Origin of the sequence: Mycolicibacterium sphagni (genome assembly GCF_002250655.1) — a bacterium.
GTDB lineage: Bacteria > Actinomycetota > Actinomycetes > Mycobacteriales > Mycobacteriaceae > Mycobacterium > Mycobacterium sphagni.
This window is the reverse complement of sequence record NZ_NOZR01000008.1, coordinates 175,082-194,921: the sequence shown is the minus strand read 5'-3', so window position 1 is coordinate 194,921 and position 19,840 is coordinate 175,082. Positions and strand designations below refer to the sequence as shown.

The 19,840-nt window shown below is 67.5% G+C and carries 21 protein-coding genes; 9 read left to right on the top strand and 12 right to left on the bottom strand.

Translation table 11 applies throughout. The features are described 5' to 3' along the window. Positions 1-5 precede the first annotated feature (5 nt). Entirely contained in the window at positions 6-2,315 is a 2,310-nt protein-coding gene (ftsH, locus tag CG716_RS12095; RefSeq protein ID WP_094479745.1) for an ATP-dependent zinc metalloprotease FtsH, read from the bottom strand. A gap of 174 nt (positions 2,316-2,489) precedes the next feature. Here ftsH and CG716_RS12090 point away from each other — a divergent pair, with 174 nt between their 5' ends. Beyond that, positions 2,490-3,383, top strand: a complete 894-nt coding sequence (locus tag CG716_RS12090) for an alpha/beta fold hydrolase (RefSeq protein ID WP_094479743.1) — start codon at positions 2,490-2,492, stop codon at positions 3,381-3,383. Further along, entirely contained in the window at positions 3,380-4,567 is a 1,188-nt protein-coding gene (locus CG716_RS12085) for an LLM class flavin-dependent oxidoreductase (RefSeq protein ID WP_094479741.1), read from the top strand. Before CG716_RS12090 ends, CG716_RS12085 begins: the two co-directional genes overlap by 4 nt. Here the strand turns inward: CG716_RS12085 and CG716_RS12080 are convergent. From CG716_RS12080 to CG716_RS12070, 3 genes are all read right to left on the bottom strand, one after another. After that, on the bottom strand, positions 4,560-5,063 hold the full coding sequence (locus CG716_RS12080) for a Clp protease N-terminal domain-containing protein (protein ID WP_094479739.1): 504 nt from the start codon (positions 5,061-5,063) through the stop codon (positions 4,560-4,562). The two genes, CG716_RS12085 and CG716_RS12080, sit on opposite strands and share 8 nt — an antisense overlap. Before the next feature lie 89 nt (positions 5,064-5,152). Continuing rightward, entirely contained in the window at positions 5,153-5,755 is a 603-nt protein-coding gene (locus CG716_RS12075) for a TetR/AcrR family transcriptional regulator (protein ID WP_094479737.1), read from the bottom strand. 142 nt (positions 5,756-5,897) lie between these two features. After that, positions 5,898-6,680, bottom strand: coding sequence for an MBL fold metallo-hydrolase (locus CG716_RS12070; RefSeq protein ID WP_094479735.1), 783 nt, complete (start codon positions 6,678-6,680; stop codon positions 5,898-5,900). A gap of 50 nt (positions 6,681-6,730) precedes the next feature. Here CG716_RS12070 and CG716_RS12065 point away from each other — a divergent pair, with 50 nt between their 5' ends. Next, complete coding sequence (locus tag CG716_RS12065; protein ID WP_094479874.1) at positions 6,731-7,453, top strand: SIMPL domain-containing protein; 723 nt, start codon at positions 6,731-6,733, stop codon at positions 7,451-7,453. Between the two features lie 52 nt (positions 7,454-7,505). Here the strand turns inward: CG716_RS12065 and CG716_RS12060 are convergent, their stop codons facing one another. The 5 genes from CG716_RS12060 to dacB are packed head-to-tail and all read right to left on the bottom strand — an operon-like array spanning position 7,506 to position 11,702. After that, complete coding sequence (locus CG716_RS12060; protein ID WP_420093188.1) at positions 7,506-7,700, bottom strand: VOC family protein; 195 nt, start codon at positions 7,698-7,700, stop codon at positions 7,506-7,508. 26 nt (positions 7,701-7,726) lie between these two features. Next, positions 7,727-8,302: a hypoxanthine phosphoribosyltransferase gene (hpt, locus tag CG716_RS12055; RefSeq protein WP_094479733.1), complete on the bottom strand. Its 576-nt coding sequence runs from the start codon at positions 8,300-8,302 to the stop codon at positions 7,727-7,729. 30 nt (positions 8,303-8,332) lie between these two features. After that, a complete protein-coding gene (gene tilS / locus CG716_RS12050) occupies positions 8,333-9,295 on the bottom strand; it encodes a tRNA lysidine(34) synthetase TilS (protein WP_094479731.1) in 963 nt (320 codons plus the stop codon). Continuing rightward, positions 9,274-10,320 (bottom strand): Rv3626c family coenzyme F420 biosynthesis-associated protein, encoded by a 1,047-nt coding sequence (locus CG716_RS12045; RefSeq protein WP_094479872.1) that lies wholly within the window; start codon positions 10,318-10,320, stop codon positions 9,274-9,276. Before CG716_RS12045 ends, tilS begins: the two co-directional genes overlap by 22 nt. After that, positions 10,317-11,702 (bottom strand): D-alanyl-D-alanine carboxypeptidase/D-alanyl-D-alanine endopeptidase, encoded by a 1,386-nt coding sequence (gene dacB, locus CG716_RS12040; RefSeq protein ID WP_094479729.1) that lies wholly within the window; start codon positions 11,700-11,702, stop codon positions 10,317-10,319. The genes CG716_RS12045 and dacB overlap by 4 nt, the downstream gene beginning before the upstream one ends. A 197-nt stretch (positions 11,703-11,899) precedes the next feature. On the opposite strand from dacB, the gene CG716_RS12035 reads away from it, so the two are divergent. The 3 genes from CG716_RS12035 to CG716_RS12025 all read left to right on the top strand — a co-directional run bounded on the left by CG716_RS12035 (position 11,900) and on the right by CG716_RS12025 (position 14,022). Beyond that, a complete protein-coding gene (locus CG716_RS12035) occupies positions 11,900-12,388 on the top strand; it encodes an inorganic diphosphatase (protein ID WP_094479727.1) in 489 nt (162 codons plus the stop codon). Between the two features lie 90 nt (positions 12,389-12,478). After that, positions 12,479-13,015, top strand: coding sequence for a 2-oxo-4-hydroxy-4-carboxy-5-ureidoimidazoline decarboxylase (locus tag CG716_RS12030; RefSeq protein ID WP_094479870.1), 537 nt, complete (start codon positions 12,479-12,481; stop codon positions 13,013-13,015). A gap of 44 nt (positions 13,016-13,059) precedes the next feature. Further along, positions 13,060-14,022: an alpha/beta hydrolase gene (locus CG716_RS12025; protein WP_165774119.1), complete on the top strand. Its 963-nt coding sequence runs from the start codon at positions 13,060-13,062 to the stop codon at positions 14,020-14,022. Here CG716_RS12025 and CG716_RS12020 read toward each other — a convergent pair. Next, positions 14,019-14,879: an alpha/beta fold hydrolase gene (locus CG716_RS12020; RefSeq protein WP_094479725.1), complete on the bottom strand. Its 861-nt coding sequence runs from the start codon at positions 14,877-14,879 to the stop codon at positions 14,019-14,021. The genes CG716_RS12025 and CG716_RS12020 overlap by 4 nt on opposite strands. 82 nt (positions 14,880-14,961) lie before the next feature. Here CG716_RS12020 and CG716_RS12015 point away from each other — a divergent pair, with 82 nt between their 5' ends. Genes CG716_RS12015 through puuE form a run of 3 tightly spaced genes read left to right on the top strand, consistent with a single transcriptional unit; the run spans position 14,962 to position 17,571 of the window. Further along, positions 14,962-15,570 carry a TetR/AcrR family transcriptional regulator gene (locus CG716_RS12015; RefSeq protein WP_094479723.1) on the top strand — a complete coding sequence of 203 codons (609 nt, stop codon included), beginning with the start codon at positions 14,962-14,964 and terminating at the stop codon, positions 15,568-15,570. Positions 15,571-15,622: 52 nt separating this feature from the next. Then, on the top strand, positions 15,623-16,657 hold the full coding sequence (gene alc / locus CG716_RS12010) for an allantoicase (protein ID WP_165774127.1): 1,035 nt from the start codon (positions 15,623-15,625) through the stop codon (positions 16,655-16,657). Beyond that, positions 16,654-17,571 (top strand): allantoinase PuuE, encoded by a 918-nt coding sequence (gene puuE / locus CG716_RS12005; protein WP_094479866.1) that lies wholly within the window; start codon positions 16,654-16,656, stop codon positions 17,569-17,571. Before alc ends, puuE begins: the two co-directional genes overlap by 4 nt. Here the strand turns inward: puuE and CG716_RS12000 are convergent. Together CG716_RS12000 and CG716_RS11995 are read right to left on the bottom strand one after the other, a co-directional pair. Next, positions 17,541-18,269 (bottom strand): aspartate/glutamate racemase family protein, encoded by a 729-nt coding sequence (locus CG716_RS12000; protein ID WP_272938274.1) that lies wholly within the window; start codon positions 18,267-18,269, stop codon positions 17,541-17,543. The two genes, puuE and CG716_RS12000, sit on opposite strands and share 31 nt — an antisense overlap. After that, positions 18,266-19,816, bottom strand: coding sequence for an NCS1 family nucleobase:cation symporter-1 (locus tag CG716_RS11995; protein ID WP_094479717.1), 1,551 nt, complete (start codon positions 19,814-19,816; stop codon positions 18,266-18,268). Before CG716_RS11995 ends, CG716_RS12000 begins: the two co-directional genes overlap by 4 nt. Positions 19,817-19,840 lie beyond the last annotated feature (24 nt).

The window sequence follows — 19,840 nt, the reverse complement described above, 5'->3', positions numbered from 1 at the left end:
GTCATTTAACCGTTGTCCGGCGCTTTCGACCGACCGCCGTCGTCACCCGAATCTTGTTGCGGGCCGCTACTCGGCCCGGCGTGACGCGGTGCAGGTTGCGGCTGATAGGGCGGATACGGCTGGCCGTGTTGCTGCCCAGGCGGCGGGCCCCACCCCTGCTGCGGCGGCGGGTACCAGTAGCCGCCCTGCGGCGGCGGACCTTGAGGCGGCCAGCCGGGAGCGTGCCAGCCGGCCGGCGCGCCATAGTCGGGCTGCGTCGAGCCGGGCTGGGCAGGCTGACCGCCGGTGTGCGCGCCGTTGCCGTTTCCGCCTCGGGGCTGCTGGGCCTGCGCCGCGGCACTGGCCTGTGCGATGGCCTTCTTGAAGGCCGGCTCCGGCATCGGCTTGGGCCACGGCTCACCGCGTTCGATGGCCAGCTCGCCCGGTGTCTTGATCGGCGGCTTGTCCGACGGAATACGCCCGCCGAAGTCGTCGAACACCGTCAGTCGGGGCCGCTTCTTCACGTCGGAGAAGATCGCTTCCAGCTCCTTGCGGTGCAGGGTCTCCTTCTCCAGGAGCTCACCGGCCAGCGTGTCGAGCACGTCGCGGTACTCGGTGAGGATCGCCCACGCCTCGGTGTGGGCCGCCTCGATGAGCTTGCGGACCTCGTCGTCGATGTCGCGAGCGACCTCGTGGGAGTAGTCCGACTGGGTGCCCATGGTGCGGCCCAGGAACGGGTCGCCGTGCTCGGTGCCGTACTTGACCGCGCCCAGCTTCGAGCTCATGCCGTACTCGGTGACCATCGCGCGGGCGATCTTGGTGGCCTGGTCGATATCGGACACCGCGCCAGTGGTGGGCTCGCGGAACACCAGTTCCTCGGCGGCACGCCCGCCCATCGCGAACACCAGCCGGGCGATCATCTCCGAGCGAGTCATCAGCCCCTTGTCGTCCTCGGGCACCGAGACGGCGTGACCGCCCGTGCGGCCGCGGGCCAGGATGGTCACCTTGTAGATCGGCTCGATGTCGGGCATCGCCCACGCCGCCAGGGTGTGGCCACCCTCGTGGTAGGCGGTGATCTTCTTCTCCAGCTCGCTGATCACGCGGCCCTTGCGTCGCGGACCACCGATCACCCGGTCGACGGCTTCCTCCAGCGCGGCAGCAGTGATGATGGTGCCGTTCTCGCGGGCAGTGAGCAGCGCGGCCTCGTTGATGACGTTGGCCAGGTCGGCGCCCGACATTCCGACGGTGCGCTTGGCCAGTCCGTCGAGGTCGGCGTCGGGGGCCATCGGCTTGCCCGCCGAGTGCACCCGCAGCACGGCCTTGCGGCCGGCGAGGTCGGGGCTGGTGACGGGGATCTGGCGGTCGAAACGGCCCGGGCGAAGAAGGGCGGGGTCGAGGATGTCGGGCCGGTTGGTGGCCGCGATCAGGATGACGCCCTGCCGGTCGCCGAAGCCGTCCATCTCGACGAGCAACTGGTTCAGCGTCTGCTCGCGTTCGTCGTGGCCACCGCCCATGCCGGCGCCGCGCTGGCGGCCGACGGCGTCGATCTCATCGACGAAAATGATGCACGGGCTGTTCTGCTTGGCCTGCTCGAACATGTCGCGCACCCGGGAGGCGCCGACGCCCACGAACATCTCGACGAAGTCCGAACCCGAAATCGTGAAGAACGGAACTCCGGCCTCGCCTGCCACGGCGCGGGCCAGCAGCGTCTTGCCGGTGCCGGGCGGGCCGTAGAGCAGCACGCCCCGGGGGATCTTGGCGCCCAACGCCTGGTACCGCGACGGGTTCTGCAGGAAGTCCTTGATCTCGTAGAGCTCTTCGACCGCCTCGTCGACACCTGCGACGTCGGCAAAGGTGGTCTTGGGCATGTCCTTGCCCAGCTGTTTGGCCTTGGACTTGCCGAACCCGAAGCCCATCCGCCCGCCGGTCTGCATGCGAGAGAACAGCACGAACAGGCCGACGAGCAGCAGCAGCGGCAGCATGTAGACCAGCAGCGAGCCCAGGATGCTGCCCTGGTTGACCACGGTGTTGGTCTTTACGCTCTTGGCGCTCAGCGCGTTGAACAGGTCGACGGCGTACCCGGTCGGGTACTTCGTGATGACCTTGTTGGAGTTCTCGGTGTCGCCGTTGCCGTTCTTGAGCTCCAGGCGAAGCTGCTGCTCCCGGTCGTCGATCTGCGCGCTCTTGACGTTGTCGCTGTTGATCTGCGCCATCGCCACCGAGGTGTCGACGGGTTTGAAGCCCCGGGTGTCGTCACTGAAATAGAAGAACGACCAGCCGAGCAGCAGCACGACGGCAATCACCGTGAGTGTGCGGATCACGTTTTTGCGGTTCATCAAGCATCGGCCTGTGCGGCCCGGTCCTTCCGATATGCGCAGCTGGGATAGTTCAGGCTACCGCTACCCCAACGTGGGCAAGTGCCCCCAGGGTTTCCATCACCCGTTCGCAGGTGTTCGCTGTGCGCCGAATCGGCTCTACCGGGCAGATCGAAGCTGTGCTTGGCTGGCACGGTGCTGGCTCCGACCGAACGGTTCGTTGACGGCGACGGCGTCCGGCTGCGGCTGCTGGAAGCGGGCGATCGCGGTGCGCCCGTGGTGATCCTGGCGCATGGCTTTCCCGAGCTCGCCTACTCGTGGCGCCATCAGATCCCGGTCCTGGCCGATGCCGGTTATCACGTGCTGGCCCCCGATCAGCGTGGCTACGGCGGATCGTCGCGGCCGGCCCCGGTCGAGGCGTATGACATTGCCGCGCTGACGGGCGATCTGGTCGGGCTGCTCGATGACGTCGGGGACCGTCAGGCCGTGTTCATCGGGCACGACTGGGGCGCCATGGTGGTCTGGCACACCGCGCTACTGCATCCAGACCGGGTCCGGGCGGTCGCGGGCCTGTCCGTCCCGCCGATCCCCCGGGCGCGGACGCGCCCCACGCAGCGGTGGCGGGAGAAGTTCGGCGACGACTTCTACATGCTGCGCTTCCAGGAGCCGGGGAAGGCCGACGCCGAGATGGCCGCGGATGTGGCCACCACCATGCGCGGGATGTTCGCGCAGGCGACGTCGCCCGCCGCCCCGCCCGGCTGGATCAGTGACGACGAGTTCGATCATTACGTGCGCGAGTTCAGCAGGACGGGCTTCACCGGTGCGCTGAACTGGTACCGGAACTACGACCGCAACTGGGAGACGCTGCCTCAGCTCGCCGATGCGCGCATCTCAGTGCCCGCATTGTTCGTCGGCGGTACGGCCGACCCGATCGGGTCGACGATGAACCCGGCACGGGCCCGCGAGGTGGTCGTCGGCCCGTACACGGAGAGATGGGTCGAGGGCGCCGGGCACTGGGTGCAACAGGAGCGTCCCGACGAGGTGAACCGGATCCTGCTGGAATTCCTACGCGAAGTGGAGTCGTCATGACCGACCGGCCGTTGCGGTTCGGGGTGTTCATCACCCCATTCCATCCGGTGGGCCAATCCCCCACTGTCGCACTGGAATACGACCTGGAGCGTACGGTCGCCCTGGATCGGCTCGGGTTCGACGAGGCGTGGTTCGGAGAGCACCACTCCGGCGGCTACGAGCTGATCGCCTGCCCGGAGGTGTTCATCGCGGCGGCCGCCGAACGCACCAAGCACATCCGGCTGGGGACCGGCGTGGTGTCGCTGCCATACCACCATCCGCTGATGGTGGCCGACCGCTGGGTGCTGCTCGACCACCTGACCCGCGGCCGGGTGATGTTCGGCACCGGCCCCGGCGCACTGCCGTCGGACGCCTACATGATGGGCATCGACCCGGTGGAACAGCGACGGATGATGCAGGAGTCGCTGGACGCCATCCTGGCGCTGTTCCGCGCGGGGCCCGACGAGCGCGTCGATCGGCACTCGGACTGGTTCACCCTGCGCGACGCTGCGCTCCACATCCGACCCTATACCTGGCCTTATCCCGAAATATCCACGGCCGCAATGGTTTCCCCGTCGGGTCCGCGTCTGGCCGGCCAGCTGGGCACCTCGCTACTGTCGTTGTCGATGTCGGTGCCCGGCGGCTTCGCGGCATTGGAAGACGCCTGGGGAATCGTCGAGCAACAGGCCGCCAAGTCCGGACGGCCCGAACCCGACCGCTCCGCCTGGCGGGTGCTGGGCATCATGCATCTGGCCGACACTCGCGACCAGGCCATCGACGACTGCACCTACGGCTTGCAGGATTTCGCGAACTACTTCGGCGCGGCCGGATTCGTCCCGCTGTCCAACGAGGTCGAGGCCGCCGAGCAGTCCCCACGGCAGTTCGTCGCCGACTACGCCGCCGGCGGCGGCTGCTGTATCGGCACCCCCGACGATGCGATCGCCTATATCAGCGACCTGCTGGAGCGTTCGGGCGGCTTCGGCACGTTCTTGATGCTCGGCCACGACTGGGCCGACCCGCAGGCCACCTACCGTTCCTATGAACTGTTTGCCCGAAAAGTCATGCCGCACTTCAAGGGACAGCTACACGCTCCGGAGTCGTCGCATACCTGGGCTCAGAACAAGCGCAATGATCTGTTCGGCCGTGCGGGCGAGGCGATCATGAAGGCGATCGGCGATCACGTGGGCGAGCAGTCCACTAGGTGACGTCCGGCGGCAGAATCGCCGCGCACAACTCTTCTGCGTAACTCAGGTGGCCAAGGTCGGCCAAGATGCGGCGTGCTATCGCCCCTTCAGCCCGGCTTACCGCCAGCCACAGGTGATCAAGGCCGGTCATCGGGGATCGGGTATTCCCGGCAATGTCCGCGGCACCGATGAGCACCGCCTTGGCATGTGAGCTGAAGGTCAGGTGAATGTAGCGAGGCGACTCCTGCCACCGAGCGCCGGTGATCTGCTCGAACTGCTGCCGAATCGTCTCGACAGTTACCCCGCGTTCGCGAAGCGCCGAGCTGACCGCATTCGAGGTGTCGGCCACCAAACCAATCAGTAGGTGTGCGGATCCAACGAAGTCGCTGGCATAGCCGTAGGCCTCGTTGTAGGCCCGATTTACCACAACCCGACCTTCAGAACTCAAACCGGCGAGGGCACCCGCAACCCGCGCCGCGACGAGATCCCCGCCCGGAAATGCCTCCCCAGCAACCATACTTACGTATTGTACAATATTCACATATGGTGCTGCGTCCGAGCCGGTCCCGGCGGGAGCCAAGCCTCGTGCGCCGCCGGTGCGGTGCGTTAGTTTCTGAATTGACCGTAACGAAGCAGCGTATTGACAGACTCTTGCCAGCGGTGCAGCTGCTCGGGAGTCCCTAATGATTCCGGCAGGTGGCGGTCGATATGCCGGCGCAAAATGATGGCGCCAAAGACCAGGATCGTCGGGTTCAACGCCGCCCAGACCACATCGAGGTCCTCCCGCGTAACGCCATTCTCGGCCAACTGCTGCCAATGGCCCACCACGATCGTCACCGTCGCGTCGAAGAAGGCTACACCGGACTCAGTGCCGTCTACCAGCAAACGAGCAAGATAGTCGACGACAGGCCGGTGGTCGGACAGCAGGGACCCCACTCTGCGGCCCAATTCCAACACAGCGTCGGTGGGTGATTCGGGCAGCGGCTGGGTCATCGCGGCACCGATCACCGCCATCGCATGCGCATCGACGGCCGCGATCAAGCCGTCCTTCGAGCCGAAATGGTGCTGTACCAAGCCCACCGACACACCGGCTGAGTCCGCGATCATCTGCAACGTTGCCTCGGCGGTGCTCTGCTGGGAAAACACCTCCATCGCAGCGTCGAGGATCCGGTCCTGTCTCGACTGCTCTGAGCGGCTACCCGAGTTCACAGATCTCCTTTCACGTTGGCGGACTACCGACTTGACCGCCAATAACGACCATAGGTGCGCGCGATTCGCGCCGCAGACACACACCAAGTGCAAGCAATGTGGTTGACAGGGGTTAGCCGCTCGGCCCGGCCGGCGATCGGTCCTAGACCCCGGTTGGCTCGCCCGGAATGAGCCAACGGAGACGATCGCCGACGTCCGAATTCGACAGTATCTGGCGCGCAGCGGTTTCCGGATCGCGGAAGTGCGTCCAGCCCTCGTAGTGCACGGGGACGACAACCCGGGGCTGCAGCCACCGGATGAACTCGACCCCGTCACGGGCAGTCATCGTGAAGCGCACCGGCCCGGTGAAGCCGAACCGCACGCCGCCCAGGTGAACCAGCGCGACGTCGACCGGTATCCGCCGCGCGATCTCACGCAGACCGTCGTAGAGCACGGTGTCTCCCGACATCCACAGCGCCGCCGCCTCCTCGCCGTCGCGGTGCAGCGCAAAACCGTTGACCTTGCCCGTGATCGGCCTGCTGAACCTAGGCCCGTGCCGTCCCGGAGTGGCGGTGACGGTCAGCGGCGCCCGGCCAGGTGCCTGCAGCGTGGTCGTCTCCCAGTCCGCCAGGCCGCGGGTGTTCGGCAGGCCCAGCCGGCGTGCGGCGGGCACCGTCGTGATCACCGTGCCTGCTAGTTCGAGAACCCGGCGGCCGATGTCGTCGAGATTGTCGGCGTGCTGGTCGTGGCTGAGCAAGACCACGTCGACCGGCGCCACGACCTCGGCGGGGCGCGCCGGGCCGGCGATCTTGCGCGAGGACGTGCCCCAGCCGAACGTGTAGCGCCGGCCGGGCGGGTCGAAAGTCGGGTCGGTCAGGATCCGCCACCCATCGATCTCCATAAGAGTGGTGGGCCCACCGAGGTGGGTGAGCTGCAACGTCGACATGTCAGCTTCAGCATGTCAAGAACGTAGTGCTGCGCGCTACGGTGTCAGGCATGCCGATCGCCGGACGTCGTGTCGTAGTTGCGCTGGCCGCGATGGGAACGGCGGCCGCAGTGCTCACCGGCTGCGACTCCAAGCCCGCGGGACCGGTCGGCTCGAATCCGCGGCAGGTCACCGTCGTTGGATCAGGCAACGTGCAGGGCGTGCCCGATACCCTCACCGCCGACGTCAGCGTCGAGGCCGCGGCGGCCGACGTCACCACGGCGATGAACCAGGCCAACGACCGGCAGAAGTCGGTGCTCAACGCGCTCAACGCCAGCGGGGTCGACCAGAAGGACATCAGCACCACCGGAGTCAGTCTCCAGCCGCAGTACACCGATAACTCGGTGATCAGCGGGTACCGGGCCAGCAACGCGATCCAGATCAAGATCCGCAAACTGGATACCGCCTCGCAGGTGCTGGCCAACGTGATCAGCGCCGGCGGCGACGCCACCAGGATCAACTCGGTGAGCTATTCGATCGAGGACGACTCCAAGCTGGTCACCGACGCCAGGGCGCGGGCGTTCAACGACGCCAAGCAACGCGCCCAGCAGTACGCCGACCTGTCCGGGTTGTCGCTGGGCAAGATCATCTCGATCTCGGAGGCTCCCGGCGGAGTCTCGCCGCCGTCGCCCCCGATGCCGATGCCGCGCGGGGCGATGGCCAGTGAGGTTCCGCTGCAGCCCGGCCAGCAGACGGTGAGCTTCTCGGTGACAGCGATCTGGGAGCTCGGCTAGTTGCCGGAGTTGTCCCGCATCGGCGCCTCCACTCCGTAGGCCGCTCCTCGGGTTACTGGATGAACTCGACGCCCTTGGCCTTCAGCTGTTCGCAGGTGGTGCGGCAGTCGCCGGACAGCGGCTTGCTCGGCGTCGTCAGGTGCACCCGCAACTCGAACTGGTTCGGGTGTACCACTGTGCACCAACGGAATTCGGGCCCTGACCCGCCCGACTTCTCCTCGATTACGCTGCCCGGCTCGGTAGGCAAGTGCCGCCATGACCGTCAGTTGCGCTTTAGGGCTCGTAGACCTTCGGATCCAGCGTGCCGATATAGGGCAGATCGCGGTAGCGCTCGGCGTAGTCCAGCCCGTAGCCCACCACGAACTCGTTGGGGATGTCGAAGCCGACGTAGGCGATGTCGACGTCGGCGCGCACGGCGTCAGGTTTGCGCAGCAGCGTGCACACCCGCAACGACTTGGGGTGGCGAGTGGCCAGGTTGCGCAGCAGCCACGACAGCGTCAGCCCCGAGTCCACGATGTCCTCGACGATGAGCACGTCACGGTCGTGGATGTCGCGGTCCAGATCCTTGAGGATGCGGACCACACCCGACGACGAGGTTGACGACCCGTACGAGCTGACCGCCATGAACTCCAGCTGGGTGGGCAGCGGGATCGCTCGCGCCAGGTCGGTGACAAACATCACCGCGCCCTTGAGCACGGTCACCAGAAGCAGATCCTGGCCACCGAGGTTGTCGCTGTAGTCATGGCCGACGGAATCCGCCAGCTCAGCGGTGCGCGCGCGAATTTGCTCTTGTGACAACAAGACCGATTTGATGTCCCCGGGATACAGCTCGTGCACCGACACGCCCACACTGTGCCACGAGCAGGCCCTAACAACCAATCACACGGGTTGCGTGTACATCGTCAGCCTGCCGTCGCGGCGCGCCGCGAACAGCCTTTGCTGCCGCAGATCCGAGCCGACCGCTACGCCGCCCTGGCCGTGCCAGGCGGTGACCAGCGCATCCACCGCGCGGATCTGCTTGTCGGTCAGGTTGGCCGCCCCACCGCCCAGGAGCCATCGCCGGATCACCCGACGCCGCACCGCGGTCGGCAGTTCGGCCAGAGCCGTGACCGCAACGGTCTCCGTGCTTTCGGTGTCTCCCAGCACCGTTTCGGCCACCCCGTCCAGGGCATCGGTGTCCTCGCGCAGCGCGGCGGCGGTGCGCGCCAGCGCCTCGGCGACGCCACCACCGAGCACATCCTCGAGCAGGGGCAACACCTCGGTGCGCAGCCGAACCCGGGTGAACCGCGCGTCGTGATTGTGCGGGTCGTCCCACGCGGTGAGCGCCAGCTCGGCGCACGCGTCGTGGGTGATGCCGCGGCGCACCCCCAGCAGCGGGCGATACCAGGGCGGATCGCACGCCCTCATCCCGGCGATCGAGCGCGCACCCGAGCCGCGGCCGAGCCCGAGCAGCACGGTCTCGGCCTGGTCGTCGAGGGTGTGCGCCAGCAGCACCGGGGCAACGCCGCGGGCTGCGCCCAGCGCCGCGTACCGGGCGGTGCGGGCGGCGGCCTCGGGGCCGCCGCTCGCGCCGACCGTCACGCGCAGCACCCGGGCGTCCACACAGCCGAGGTCGTGCGCCTGGCGGCGCGCAACCTCCGCGATCTCGTCGGAGCCGGCCTGCAATCCATGGTCGACGATCAGCGCGGTGGTCGGCAGGGCCGCGGCGGCCGCAGCAGTCAATGCCAGTGAATCCGGGCCGCCGGACAACGCCACACACCAGGACGTGACGCCGGGAAGGAAGTCCGTCGCGAAGCCGGCCACAGTGGCCCGCAGCGTGGCTACAGCACTCGGTCGATCCACTGCTGCGGATCCTCGATCTCCTCGGGCAGCGGCAGGGTCTGCGGGCTGGTCCACACCGTGTTGAACCGATCCATGCCGACCCGGTCCACCACGTGGTCGACGAACTTCTTGCCGCGGGTGTACTGGCTGAGCTTGGCGTCCACGCCGAGCAGCGCCCGCAGCAGCCGCTGAAGCGGCGGCTGCTTGCGCTGACGGCGCTGGTCGAACCGGTTGCGGATGGACTGCACCGACGGCACGACGGCCGGGCCGACCGCGTCCATGACGTGGTCGGCATGGCCTTCGAGCAGCGTGCCCAGCACCAGCAGCTGGTCGAGCGCGGCGCGCTGCGGCTCGGACTGCACCGCGCGCATGAACCCCAGGATGCCTGCGTCGTTGGGCCCGTCATCACCCGCGCGACGCTTCTTCACGAATTCGGCCAGCCGCGCGACCATCTGCGTCACGTCCTCGGCCGCATCGGAGGTCAGCACCCCCAACGCCTGCGACATGTGTTGCGCCAGCCAGGGATTGGCGGAGAACTGCACGCGGTGGGTCACCTCATGCAGGCATACCCACAGCCGGAAGTCGCTGGGCGAGACCCGCAGCTGACGCTCGACGGCTATCACGTTCGGATACACCAGCAACAGCAGGCCACCGTCGTCGCCTTCGGCGAAGGGGTCGTACTGGCCGAGGATGCCCGAGGAGATGAACGCGAGCACCGCGCCGGTCTGCGCGCCGGTGACCCGTCCGGTGATCGGATTGCTCGGTTGGTCGGTGCCACCCGTCATAACCCGCATCGAGTCCGAGGCCGCCCGGATCCAGCCCGCGCGGTCGACGATGCGCGCCTCGGGCACCGGGGCGTCGCCACCCATCCGGGTGACCTCGCGGACGGGCGCTTCGGCCTTACGCGCAGCGACGGCCAACTCGTCGATGGCCTGGTTACGGGTGTAGTCGGTGGCGGCCGGGCCGGGCCGGGCGAGCCAGGCACCGACGTTGCCGGCGAACGCCCAGTCCACTGCCTTGCCGACCGTCAACTCCGTCGAGCTCATGAGCCGCACCCGCAGGTCCGCAGCGCGCCGGCCAAGGTGTCGAGGGCGACGCGGCCCATCGGGCCGGCATCGTTGGAGATGAACGCGAAGGTGAGCACGCGGCCGCTGTCGTCGGTGACGACCCCGGCCAGCGAGTTGACCGCGGTCAGGGAGCCGGTCTTGGCTCGCAGCCAGCCCGCCGACGACGTCTTCTGGTCGCCGGCCAGGAACCGATCGGACAGGGTGCCGCTGCCGCCGGCGATCGGCAGCACGTCGAGCAGTGGACGCATGGCCGGCTGGTCGGGCCCGGCCGCGGCGTTGACCACCTCGTCGAGGGTCTTGGAGGTCAACCGGTCCAGCAGTGAGAGCCCACTGGAGTCCACCAGCGTTGCGCCGGACATGTCGACACCGGCGCCGGAGAGTTTGGCGGTCACCGCGTCGACGGCCCCGGCGAAGCTCACCGGATGGCCGGTGGCCTTGGCCACCTCCCGGGCGGTCGCCTCGGCCATCACGTTGTCGGAGGCGTTCATCATCTGCCGCAGCCGCTCGATCAGGGGCGCCGACTGCACCGCCGCCAGCTGCCGGCCGGTCGGCGGGGTCGCGGCCATGGTGACCTTCGCCGGGTCGAGGCCGAGCGCACTGGCCAGTGCGCGGCCGGCGTCCAGCGCCGGCGTCCTGGACCGCGCCGAGTCCACCGTCGTCGGCTGGATACGACCGGCGTCGATCATCACCGATTGCATCGGGGCGATGTCGCCGCCGTCGATGTCGGCGGGATCCCAGCCAGGCGCGAAATCCGGTCCGGTGTAAAGAGAATCGTCCACCTCCACCGCCGTCGCGGTGACACCGCTCTTGCGGACCTGATCGGCCAGGTCGCTGATCCGGGCGGCGCCGCGATACCAGGTTTCCTGGCCCGGCGGGGCAGCCGACAGGATGGGATCGCCGCCGCCGACGAGCACCACAACTCCCGGCTGGCTGGTCTGGTCGGCCGCGACGACGGTGGTGGTGACCCGTTCGTCGCGGTTGAGCGCAAGCAGCGCAGCCCCGGTGGTCAGCGTCTTATTGGTCGAGGCCGGCAGCAACGGCACGCCTGAGCGGTACTCCCAGATCTGATTGCCGGTCGCCGCATCGGTGACCCGGCCGCCTACATTGCCGAGGTTCGGGTCGGCGACGGGCGCGGCCAGCACCGCGGTCATGCCCGCCACGGTCGGCACCGGGGCGGAGTCCGCCACCGGCACAACACCCGGGTTCGCGGTGGCTGCCGGGTGCGCGGGCGGTGCCATGGCACTGCTGGTGTCGCCGCCGCGGGTCAGGACAGCGGCCACCGCCACAACAGCGGCGACCAGCACGATCACCGCCACGGCGAGCACCACATGAGTCGAGCGCCGCCATCGAGTCGGCCTCATCGCTCTCCTGACTTCCGTTTCGTCTCATTGTGCCCAACCACCCTGTAGGGCACGCTATCGCTGGCGTTAGGGTTAGGCCGCGTCGCCGGGCCCGGCGGGCAGGAGCGAAGCGACCCGGGTATCGACCCGGCGGGCAGGAGCGAAGCGACCCGGCGATCAGCCCGGGCCATCGCCATCAGCGAAGAAGGAGTCGCACGGTGCAGTTCGACGTCACCATCGAGATCCCGAAGGGCCAGCGCAACAAGTACGAGGTCGACCACGAGACCGGACGGGTCCGCCTCGATCGCTACCTGTACACCCCGATGGCCTACCCCGCTGATTACGGCTTCATCGAGGACACGCTGGGCGAGGACGGCGACCCGCTGGACGCGCTGGTGCTGCTGCCGCAGTCGGTGTTCCCCGGGGTGATCGTGGAAGCCCGCCCCGTCGGCATGTTCAAGATGGTTGACGAGGCCGGCGGCGACGACAAGGTGCTGTGTGTCCCCGCGGGCGACCCGCGCTGGGACCACATCAATGACATCGGCGACGTGTCGAGCTTCGAGCTCGAGTCGATCAAGCACTTCTTCGTGCACTACAAGGACCTCGAGCCGGGCAAGTATGTGAAGGCCGCGGACTTCGTCGGACGGGCCGAGGCCGAGGCCGAGGTGGAGCGCTCGCGCGAGCGATTCGGCACTGGAGAGCACTGAGGGCCACTCCGCCCTCAATCCCGGCCAGGAATTAGCCTGGCCGTAACAATCGGTAACGCGGTTGTGCTTTGGCTTCTCGATGATGAGCTGGTGTTGATGCACCAAGGCATCGGTCTCGAGGCCTTCAACGAGCTGCCGGACAGCAAGGCTGTCCACGCGCTCTACGAGTGCTGCAACAGCGTCACACTGGCTCGCGATCTTTCCCGCGGGCGTCCCTATGCCAACCACACCGCCCTGTTCCGCCGGGCTGACGCTCTCCTGTTCTCGCTGTCGGAGTGCTCCATCGACGCGATCCTGCAGGCCTACCCGCATGTCGGGCGCCGCCCCCGCAGCACCAAATCACAGGCCGAGCAGTGCTCGGTGTGGGACGAGTGCCCTGAGGTGATGGCCGAACTGTCCGCAGCAGTCAAGGACTACGCCGACCACTTCGGTTTCGACTTCGTCATGCACATCGGCGGTCTGTCCCGCGAGGCCTGTGTGGCAGCGGTCATCGCGGCGGTCCACGACCGGATGCACCACGACCCGGAGACCGAACGCAAGGTCGTGCGCAACGAGCTGGCGCGGATCAACCGCAGCCGTCTCGAGCGGATGCTCGGTCCTGAGGGCGGCTACGACAACTGGGGCTAGATTCGTCCCCTCGTCCGAAACCTGAGCGCCTAGGGTTGGCAGGCGTGGCCCTGCCGATGGATCCCGAACTCCTCGTCCTGTTGCAACCGTTGATGGATGCTGCCGCCCAAGTCGAGCGGCCCCCCGTCGGTGATGTGGCCACCCGCCGGGAACGCGCAATCCCGTTGTTCGAGCTCCTCGGTGACATGCGCGGCCCGGTCGAGGGCGTCGAGGCGACGCGGCACCGGCTGCCCACCGCCGACGGCGCGGAACTGGATCTGACGTGGTACTTCCCGACATCGGGGCCGCCCGGCAGCGCCGTGCTCTACCTGCACGGCGGGGGCATGATCTATAGCCTGGCCGAGACCGCACCGACCTACGACGCGGTCGTGCGCACCTATGTGGCGACCACGGGCGTGCCGATGCTGATGGTGGATTACCGTGTCGCACCGGAGTTTCCGGATCCGACACCGGTGCAGGACTGCTACGCCGCATTGTGCTGGCTGGCCGAGAACGCGGCCGCGCTCGGCGTCGACCCGACTCGGGTCGCGGTCGCCGGCGACAGCGCCGGCGGCGGCCTGGCCGCCGGGGTGAGCCTGCTGGCCCGCGACCGCGGCGGCCCGGCGCTGGCCGCACAGCTGCTGATCTACCCGATGCTCGATGACCGCACGATCACCCCGGACCCGCAATTGCCCGCCGAGCTGCTGACGTGGACATACGCGGACAACATCACCGGCTGGGACGCACTGCTCGGCGAGCGCGCCGGTGGTGACGACGTGTCGATCTACGCCGCGCCCGCGCGCGCCCAGGATCTGGCCGGGCTGCCGCCCGCCTACATCGACGTCGGCGATCTGGACATCTTCCGCGCCGAGGATGTTGCTTATGCGGCAAGGCTTTCCGCTGCCGGCGTGCCGACCGAGCTGCACGTGCATCCCGGCTGTCCGCACGCCTTCGAGGGCCTGGGGCCGACGGCGGCGGTGTCGGTCCGGGTGATCGCGGACCGGATCCGGCGGCTGCGCGCGATCTAGCAGCGGTCGGCGTCGCGGCTGACAGTGCTTGTTGCCGTGGCGAACTCGGCCACAAGGCCGGCCAGTACATCGGGTTGGTCGAGCATCGAGAAGGTCCGCGAGTTGTCGATGACTTCCAGGCGCGAATGGGGCAGCGCCTCGGCAAGGCGGCGTCCGTCCTCCTGCGGGAAGAACGCGTCGTCGGCCGACCACGCGATCAGCGCGGGTTTGGTGAATCTCGGCAGTCGCGCGGCTGCGTCGAGGGTGGTCTGCCGGGTCAGCGATCCGGTGAAGCGGCGCAAATCCTCGGCAATCGCGGGATCACGGACGGCGCGGTGAGTCCATTCGGCGGTCAGCGCGTCGAGGTCAGCGTGAGCCAGCGCGCCGTAGGCGCGGCGGCGCACCAGTTTCGAGCGCATCGCCTGGACGGCGGCGCGGAACAGCACGGGCACCCTGGACGCGGTGATGAGCGGCGCCAGAATCGGTGGCGGAAAGTGTTCGAACGCATCGCAACTGGTGAGGACCAAGGCCCCGAGCCGGTCGGGGAATTCGGTGGCGACCACTTGGGCGATCGCCCCGCCGGTGTCGTTGCCGACGAGCACGACGTCGTCGAGGCCCAGCACGTCGAGGAATTCGGCGACCATCGCCGCGACGCCATGCATGGTCATGTCCGCCGACGGCGCCATCGCCTGCTGATGGGCGCCGAGCGGCCAGGTCGGCGCGATGCAGCGCACGCCGTGCTGGGCCAGCCGAGCGCTCAGCGGCCGCCACAGCGATCCGCCCATCGCATAGCCGTGGATGAACACGATCGGCCTGCCGGTCGACGGTCCCGCCGTTTCGTAATGGATGGTTCCGCCGCCGAGATCTACGGTGTCCATGACAAGCTCCCTTGATAGCAATTGAGAAACAAACAGACAGTCTGCACGTAAGATACCAACAGGATGTACGGAAATACAAGATATGACCACCAGACGCACCCAGGCGCAGCGCTCCGCCACCACTCGGGACGCATTGCGGATGGCCGCGCGCGAGCTCTGGGGTGAACGCGGCTACGCCGAGGTCGGCACCCCGGAGATCACCCAGAAGGCGGGCGTCACCAGGGGTGCGATGTATCACCAGTACGCCGACAAGGCGGCACTGTTCCTCGATGTCGTCGAGGCGGTGGAAGCCGATGTGATGGCCCGGCTGGCAGCGGCCACCCTCGACCGCCAGCCAGCGACCCCGGCAGCCGCACTACATGCCGCGGTGGATGCCTGGCTGGATATCAGCGCCGAGCAGGAGATCCGTCAGCTGATTCTGCTCGACGCCCCGAATGTCTTGGGCTGGGACGGTTTTCGTGACATCGCCGAGCGCTACAGCCTGGGCATGACCGAACAGCTGCTCCAGGCCGCCATCGACGCCGGTGAACTCGCGCCTCAGCCGGTGCGCCCGCTGGCCCACATCCTCATCGGAGCACTCGACGCCGCGTCCATGGCCATCGCCAACGCCGCCGACCCCGTCACGATGGGCACCGAGGTCCGCAACGCACTGCACGGCATCGTCAACGGCATGCTCGCCGGCCGGCCATAGCGCTCTGGCCACCTCGACCGAAATCTGTCCGGTCCCTTAGGCTCGAACGGTGATCGGCGGCGCGCAGAACCCAACGCAGGCACACTTTCTGTCACTCCCCGATCTAGCGGCCCGCCCGGCCGGTGGCTCGGTGCTGTGGGCTAACGACGACCTGTTCGCCGAGCGGGAGAACCTGATCAAGCCGCAGGCGGCGGAGTTCCGGCCGGCCACGTTCGGACACAAGGGCCAGATCTACGACGGCTGGGAGACCCGGCGCCGCCGCGATATCGGCCCTGACGATTGCGACAGCGCCATCGTGCGGCTGGCGGTGCCGGCGATCGTCGGTGGCGTGGTCGTCGACACCGCGTGGTTCACCGGCAACTATCCACCCCGCATCTCGGTGGAGGCGGCGCGCGTCGACGGCTATCCGAACGTCGAAGACCTGGTCCACAAGACCGACTGGACCACCATCGTCGAGCGCACCAAGGTGAACGGCGATACCCGGAACCCGTTCAAGGTCAACTCATCTGCGCGGTGGACCCACGTCCGGCTGTCGATCTACCCAGACGGCGGTGTGGCACGCTTCCGGGTCCACGGTGAAGGCCTGCTCGACCCGCGCCTAGCCGACGGCATACCCCTGGACCTTGCCGCCCTGGAGAACGGCGCCCGAGTCAGCGCCTGCTCCAACATGTTCTACTCCTCCCCCAACAACCTGCTGCTGCCCGGCACAGCCCGCACTATGGGCGAAGGGTGGGAGACCTCCCGCCGGCGCGACACCGGTAACGACTGGGTGCAGGTTCGGCTGGCCAGCCAGGGGGTGCTGACCGCGGCCGAGCTGGACACGTCGTATTTCCTCGGCAACGCACCCGGTGCCGCCCGGCTGATGGGCCGCGACGGCGCAGGCGACTGGTTCGAGCTGCTGCCGACCACCACACTGCAACCCGACACCCGGCACCGCTTTCTGCTCTCCGCGCAGCAGCCGGTGACCGAGGCCCGCCTGGACATCTATCCCGACGGCGGCATGGCACGGCTTCGATTGTTCGGCCGCCTCACCGACGAGGGGCTGCAGGCGGTGCGCGACAAGTGGGCGGCCAGCGACCAGCCATGAGCTACCCGAGAGACATGGTCGGATACGGCCGCATCCCCCCGCATCCGCACTGGCCCGGCGACGCCGCGATCGCCGTGCAGTTCGTACTGAATTACGAAGAGGGCGCGGAGAATTCCGTTCTCGACGGCGACCCCACCTCCGAGACGTTCTTGTCCGAGATGACGCCTGCCGACGCGTTTCCCAACCGGCACAAAAGCATGGAGTCGCTCTACGAGTACGGCTCACGGGCCGGCCTGTGGCGGCTGCTTCGAGTATTCGAGCGGCGCGGCATCCCGCTGACCATTTTCGCCGTGGCCGTCGCCCTGCAACGAAACCCTGAGGCGGTGGCCGCATTCGGCGAACTCGGCCACGAGATCGCCTGCCATGGCCTGCGCTGGAAGTCATACCAACTGATCGACCGGGAGACCGAGCGCGCCCACATAGCCCAAGCCGTGCAGATCCTGCGAGACCTCACCGGGGCGGCACCGCTGGGCTGGTACACCGGCCGCGACTCACCGAACACCCGCGAGCTTGTTGTCGAACACGGCGGTTTCGCCTATGACTCCGACTCCTATGCCGACGACCTGCCGTACTGGGTGCGGGTGCACGAGCACAACCACCTCGTCGTGCCCTATACGCTGGATACTAACGACATGCGATTCGCCTCTGCCGCAGGCTTTTCCAACGGCGACGAATTCTTCGCCCACCTTCGCGACGCGTTCGACGTGCTCTACGCCGAAGGCCGCGCGGGCGCCCCCAAGATGCTCTCGATCGGCCTGCACTGCCGGCTGGTCGGGCGGCCGGCCCGCACGGCGGCACTGGAGCGGTTCTGCGACCACGTCCAGTCCCACGACGGAGTCTGGATCGCCCGCCGTATCGAGATCGCCGAACACTGGCGCACCGTTCACCCCGCCGTTGGGGATCCCGGTGTGTAGCGCTTCACCCGTGGGGTTGCGTACTCCCCTCGTTTCGACGTACGCAAACCCATTCTGACCAGTGAGTGCACCGTCAGCGTCGCGGCGGTGACCCCGTCTACCACCGGCACACCCAGCTCAGCCGAGATCGCCGCGCACATGTCGGCCATCCCGGCGCAGCCCAGCACCACAGCATCGGAGTGATCGACCTCGATGGCCTCGCGGCATGCCTCGGTGATCACCTTGCGCGCGTTGGGGTCAGTGTCCAGCTCGAGCACCGGGATCTCGCAGGCGTGAATGCCACGGCAGAACCGTTGCATACCATAGCGTTCCGCGAGGTGAGCTGACTGCCCGATGGTTCGGGCCAAGGTCGTGACGATGCTGAAACCGGTGCCCAGATGACTGGCGGCCTGCATCGCGGCCTCGGCGATACCGATGACCGGACCGGCCGCAACTTCGCGGGCGGCGTCCAGGCCTGGATCGCCGAAGCAGGCGATTACATAGCCGTCGACACCTTCACGTTCACCCCGGTGCACCGCCTGCAACACACCCGGCACCGACAGCGCTTCGTCGTAGTAGCTCTCGATCGACTCCGGCCCGATCTCGGAGGTGACGCCGGTGACGACCACGTCGGCGCCCACCACTGCCCTGGCGCATTCGGCGATCGCGTCGGTCATGGCCTGGGTGGTATTGGGATTGATCAACCAGATCCGGGTCACGGGATCGGTGCGACGGCCAGCTTGCTGCGGGTCGCCAGGACGTAGTAGATCGCCAGCCCCAGCCCGCATCCGATGAACCAGCTGTACTGTGCGGCGGTGTGCATGCCCGGCACGCCGACCGCCAGCACCGGGATGACCGCGACCACCGCCGAGACCGCCGTGGCGATCACGGCCGCCGGGTTGTAACCCTTCTTGTACCAGTAGGTTCCGTCCTCGGCCAGGGTGAACAGATCGTCGATGATCACCTTCTGCTTGTGGATCAGGTAGTAGTGACCGATCAGCACCCCGAACAGCGGGCCGATGAACGCGCCGAGAGTCTCCAGGGTGTAATGGATGACCTCCGGGTTGTTGTACAGGTTCCACGGGGTGATGAGCACCGAGCCGACCGCGGCGATCATGCCGCCGGCGCGCCAACTGATCCGCTGCGGGCTGACGTTGGAAAAATCGAATGCGGGCGATATGAAGTTCGCGACGATGTTGATGCCGATCGTGGCGATGGTGAATGTCAACGCGCCCAGGACAATCGCGAACGTCGAGTCGATCTTCGCTACGGTCGTGACCGGATCGGTGATCAGCTCACCGAACACCGGCACCGTCAGCGACGCGGTGACGACCACCAGGATCGAGAACACTAGGAAGTTCACCGGCAGGCCGAGGAAGTTACCGCGCTTCACCGCGGCGAACGACTTGCCGTAGCGGGCGAAGTCGCCGAAGTTCAGCATCGGCCCGGAGAAGTAGGACACGACCAGCGCGATCGCCCCAAGCATCACCGGAATCGATTCCACACCGGTGTATTTCACATCGCCGAGGTTGAGATCGATTGCCCCCCAGCCAGCTTTGTAGATGAGGTAGCCGCACAGCAGGAACATCACCACGTAGACTGCGGGACCGCAGAAGTCGATGAACTTCCGGATGGACTCCATGCCACGCCAGAAGACGCAGGCCTGCAGCACCCACAGCAGAAGGAAACTGCCCCAGCCGAGGAACGGCAGCCCCATGAAGCCGTGCTGGTTGACATCGGCGTACGGCGCCAGCCCGGGAAACAGCTTGAGCAGCACGACATCCAGTGCCGCTGACGCCAGGTAGGTCTGGATGCCGTACCACGCCACCGCGATCAGCCCGCGGATGATGGCGGGGATATTCGCGCCGAAGACTCCGAAGACGCTGCGGCAGATCACCGGATACGGCACCCCGGTGGCCTGGCTCGGCTTGGCCACCAGGTTGCAGAAGAAGTTGACGATCACGATGCCGATGAGCAACGCGACCAAAACCTGCCAGCTCGCGAGCCCGAGCGCGAACAGACTGCCCGCGGTGACGTACCCGCCGACGCTGTGCACGTCGGACATCCAGAACGCGAAGATGTTGTAGGAGCTCCAGCTCTGCTTGCGCAGCGGAGCCAGGTCTTCGTTGGTCAGTCGGGGGTCGTAGCCCGGCTTGATCAGTCCGCCGCCGACTGGGTGACCGGCAGCTTCCACGAGATCACCCGCGCCGACGACAGCGCCAGGAGGCAGTTCTTTCGCACTCTGGGTGGTGACGATGTCGGTCATGGCCGGACGCTATCGGCGGCGCGT

Coding starts and splice junctions, on each gene's coding strand:
- CG716_RS12080 (WP_094479739.1), bottom strand. CDS start 5,063: ATGGTTGCTGGGGAGGCATTTCCGGGCGGGGATCTCGTCGCGGCGCGG.
- CG716_RS12070 (WP_094479735.1), bottom strand. CDS start 6,680: ATGTCGACGTTGCAGCTCACCCACCTCGGTGGGCCCACCACTCTTATG.
- CG716_RS12045 (WP_094479872.1), bottom strand. CDS start 10,320: ATGAGCTCGACGGAGTTGACGGTCGGCAAGGCAGTGGACTGGGCGTTC.
- CG716_RS12065 (WP_094479874.1), top strand. CDS start 6,731: ATGCCGATCGCCGGACGTCGTGTCGTAGTTGCGCTGGCCGCGATGGGA.
- ftsH (WP_094479745.1), bottom strand. CDS start 2,315: ATGAACCGCAAAAACGTGATCCGCACACTCACGGTGATTGCCGTCGTG.
- puuE (WP_094479866.1), top strand. CDS start 16,654: ATGAGCTACCCGAGAGACATGGTCGGATACGGCCGCATCCCCCCGCAT.
- CG716_RS12020 (WP_094479725.1), bottom strand. CDS start 14,879: ATGGACACCGTAGATCTCGGCGGCGGAACCATCCATTACGAAACGGCG.
- CG716_RS12085 (WP_094479741.1), top strand. CDS start 3,380: ATGACCGACCGGCCGTTGCGGTTCGGGGTGTTCATCACCCCATTCCAT.
- dacB (WP_094479729.1), bottom strand. CDS start 11,702: ATGAGGCCGACTCGATGGCGGCGCTCGACTCATGTGGTGCTCGCCGTG.
- CG716_RS11995 (WP_094479717.1), bottom strand. CDS start 19,816: ATGACCGACATCGTCACCACCCAGAGTGCGAAAGAACTGCCTCCTGGC.
- CG716_RS12015 (WP_094479723.1), top strand. CDS start 14,962: ATGACCACCAGACGCACCCAGGCGCAGCGCTCCGCCACCACTCGGGAC.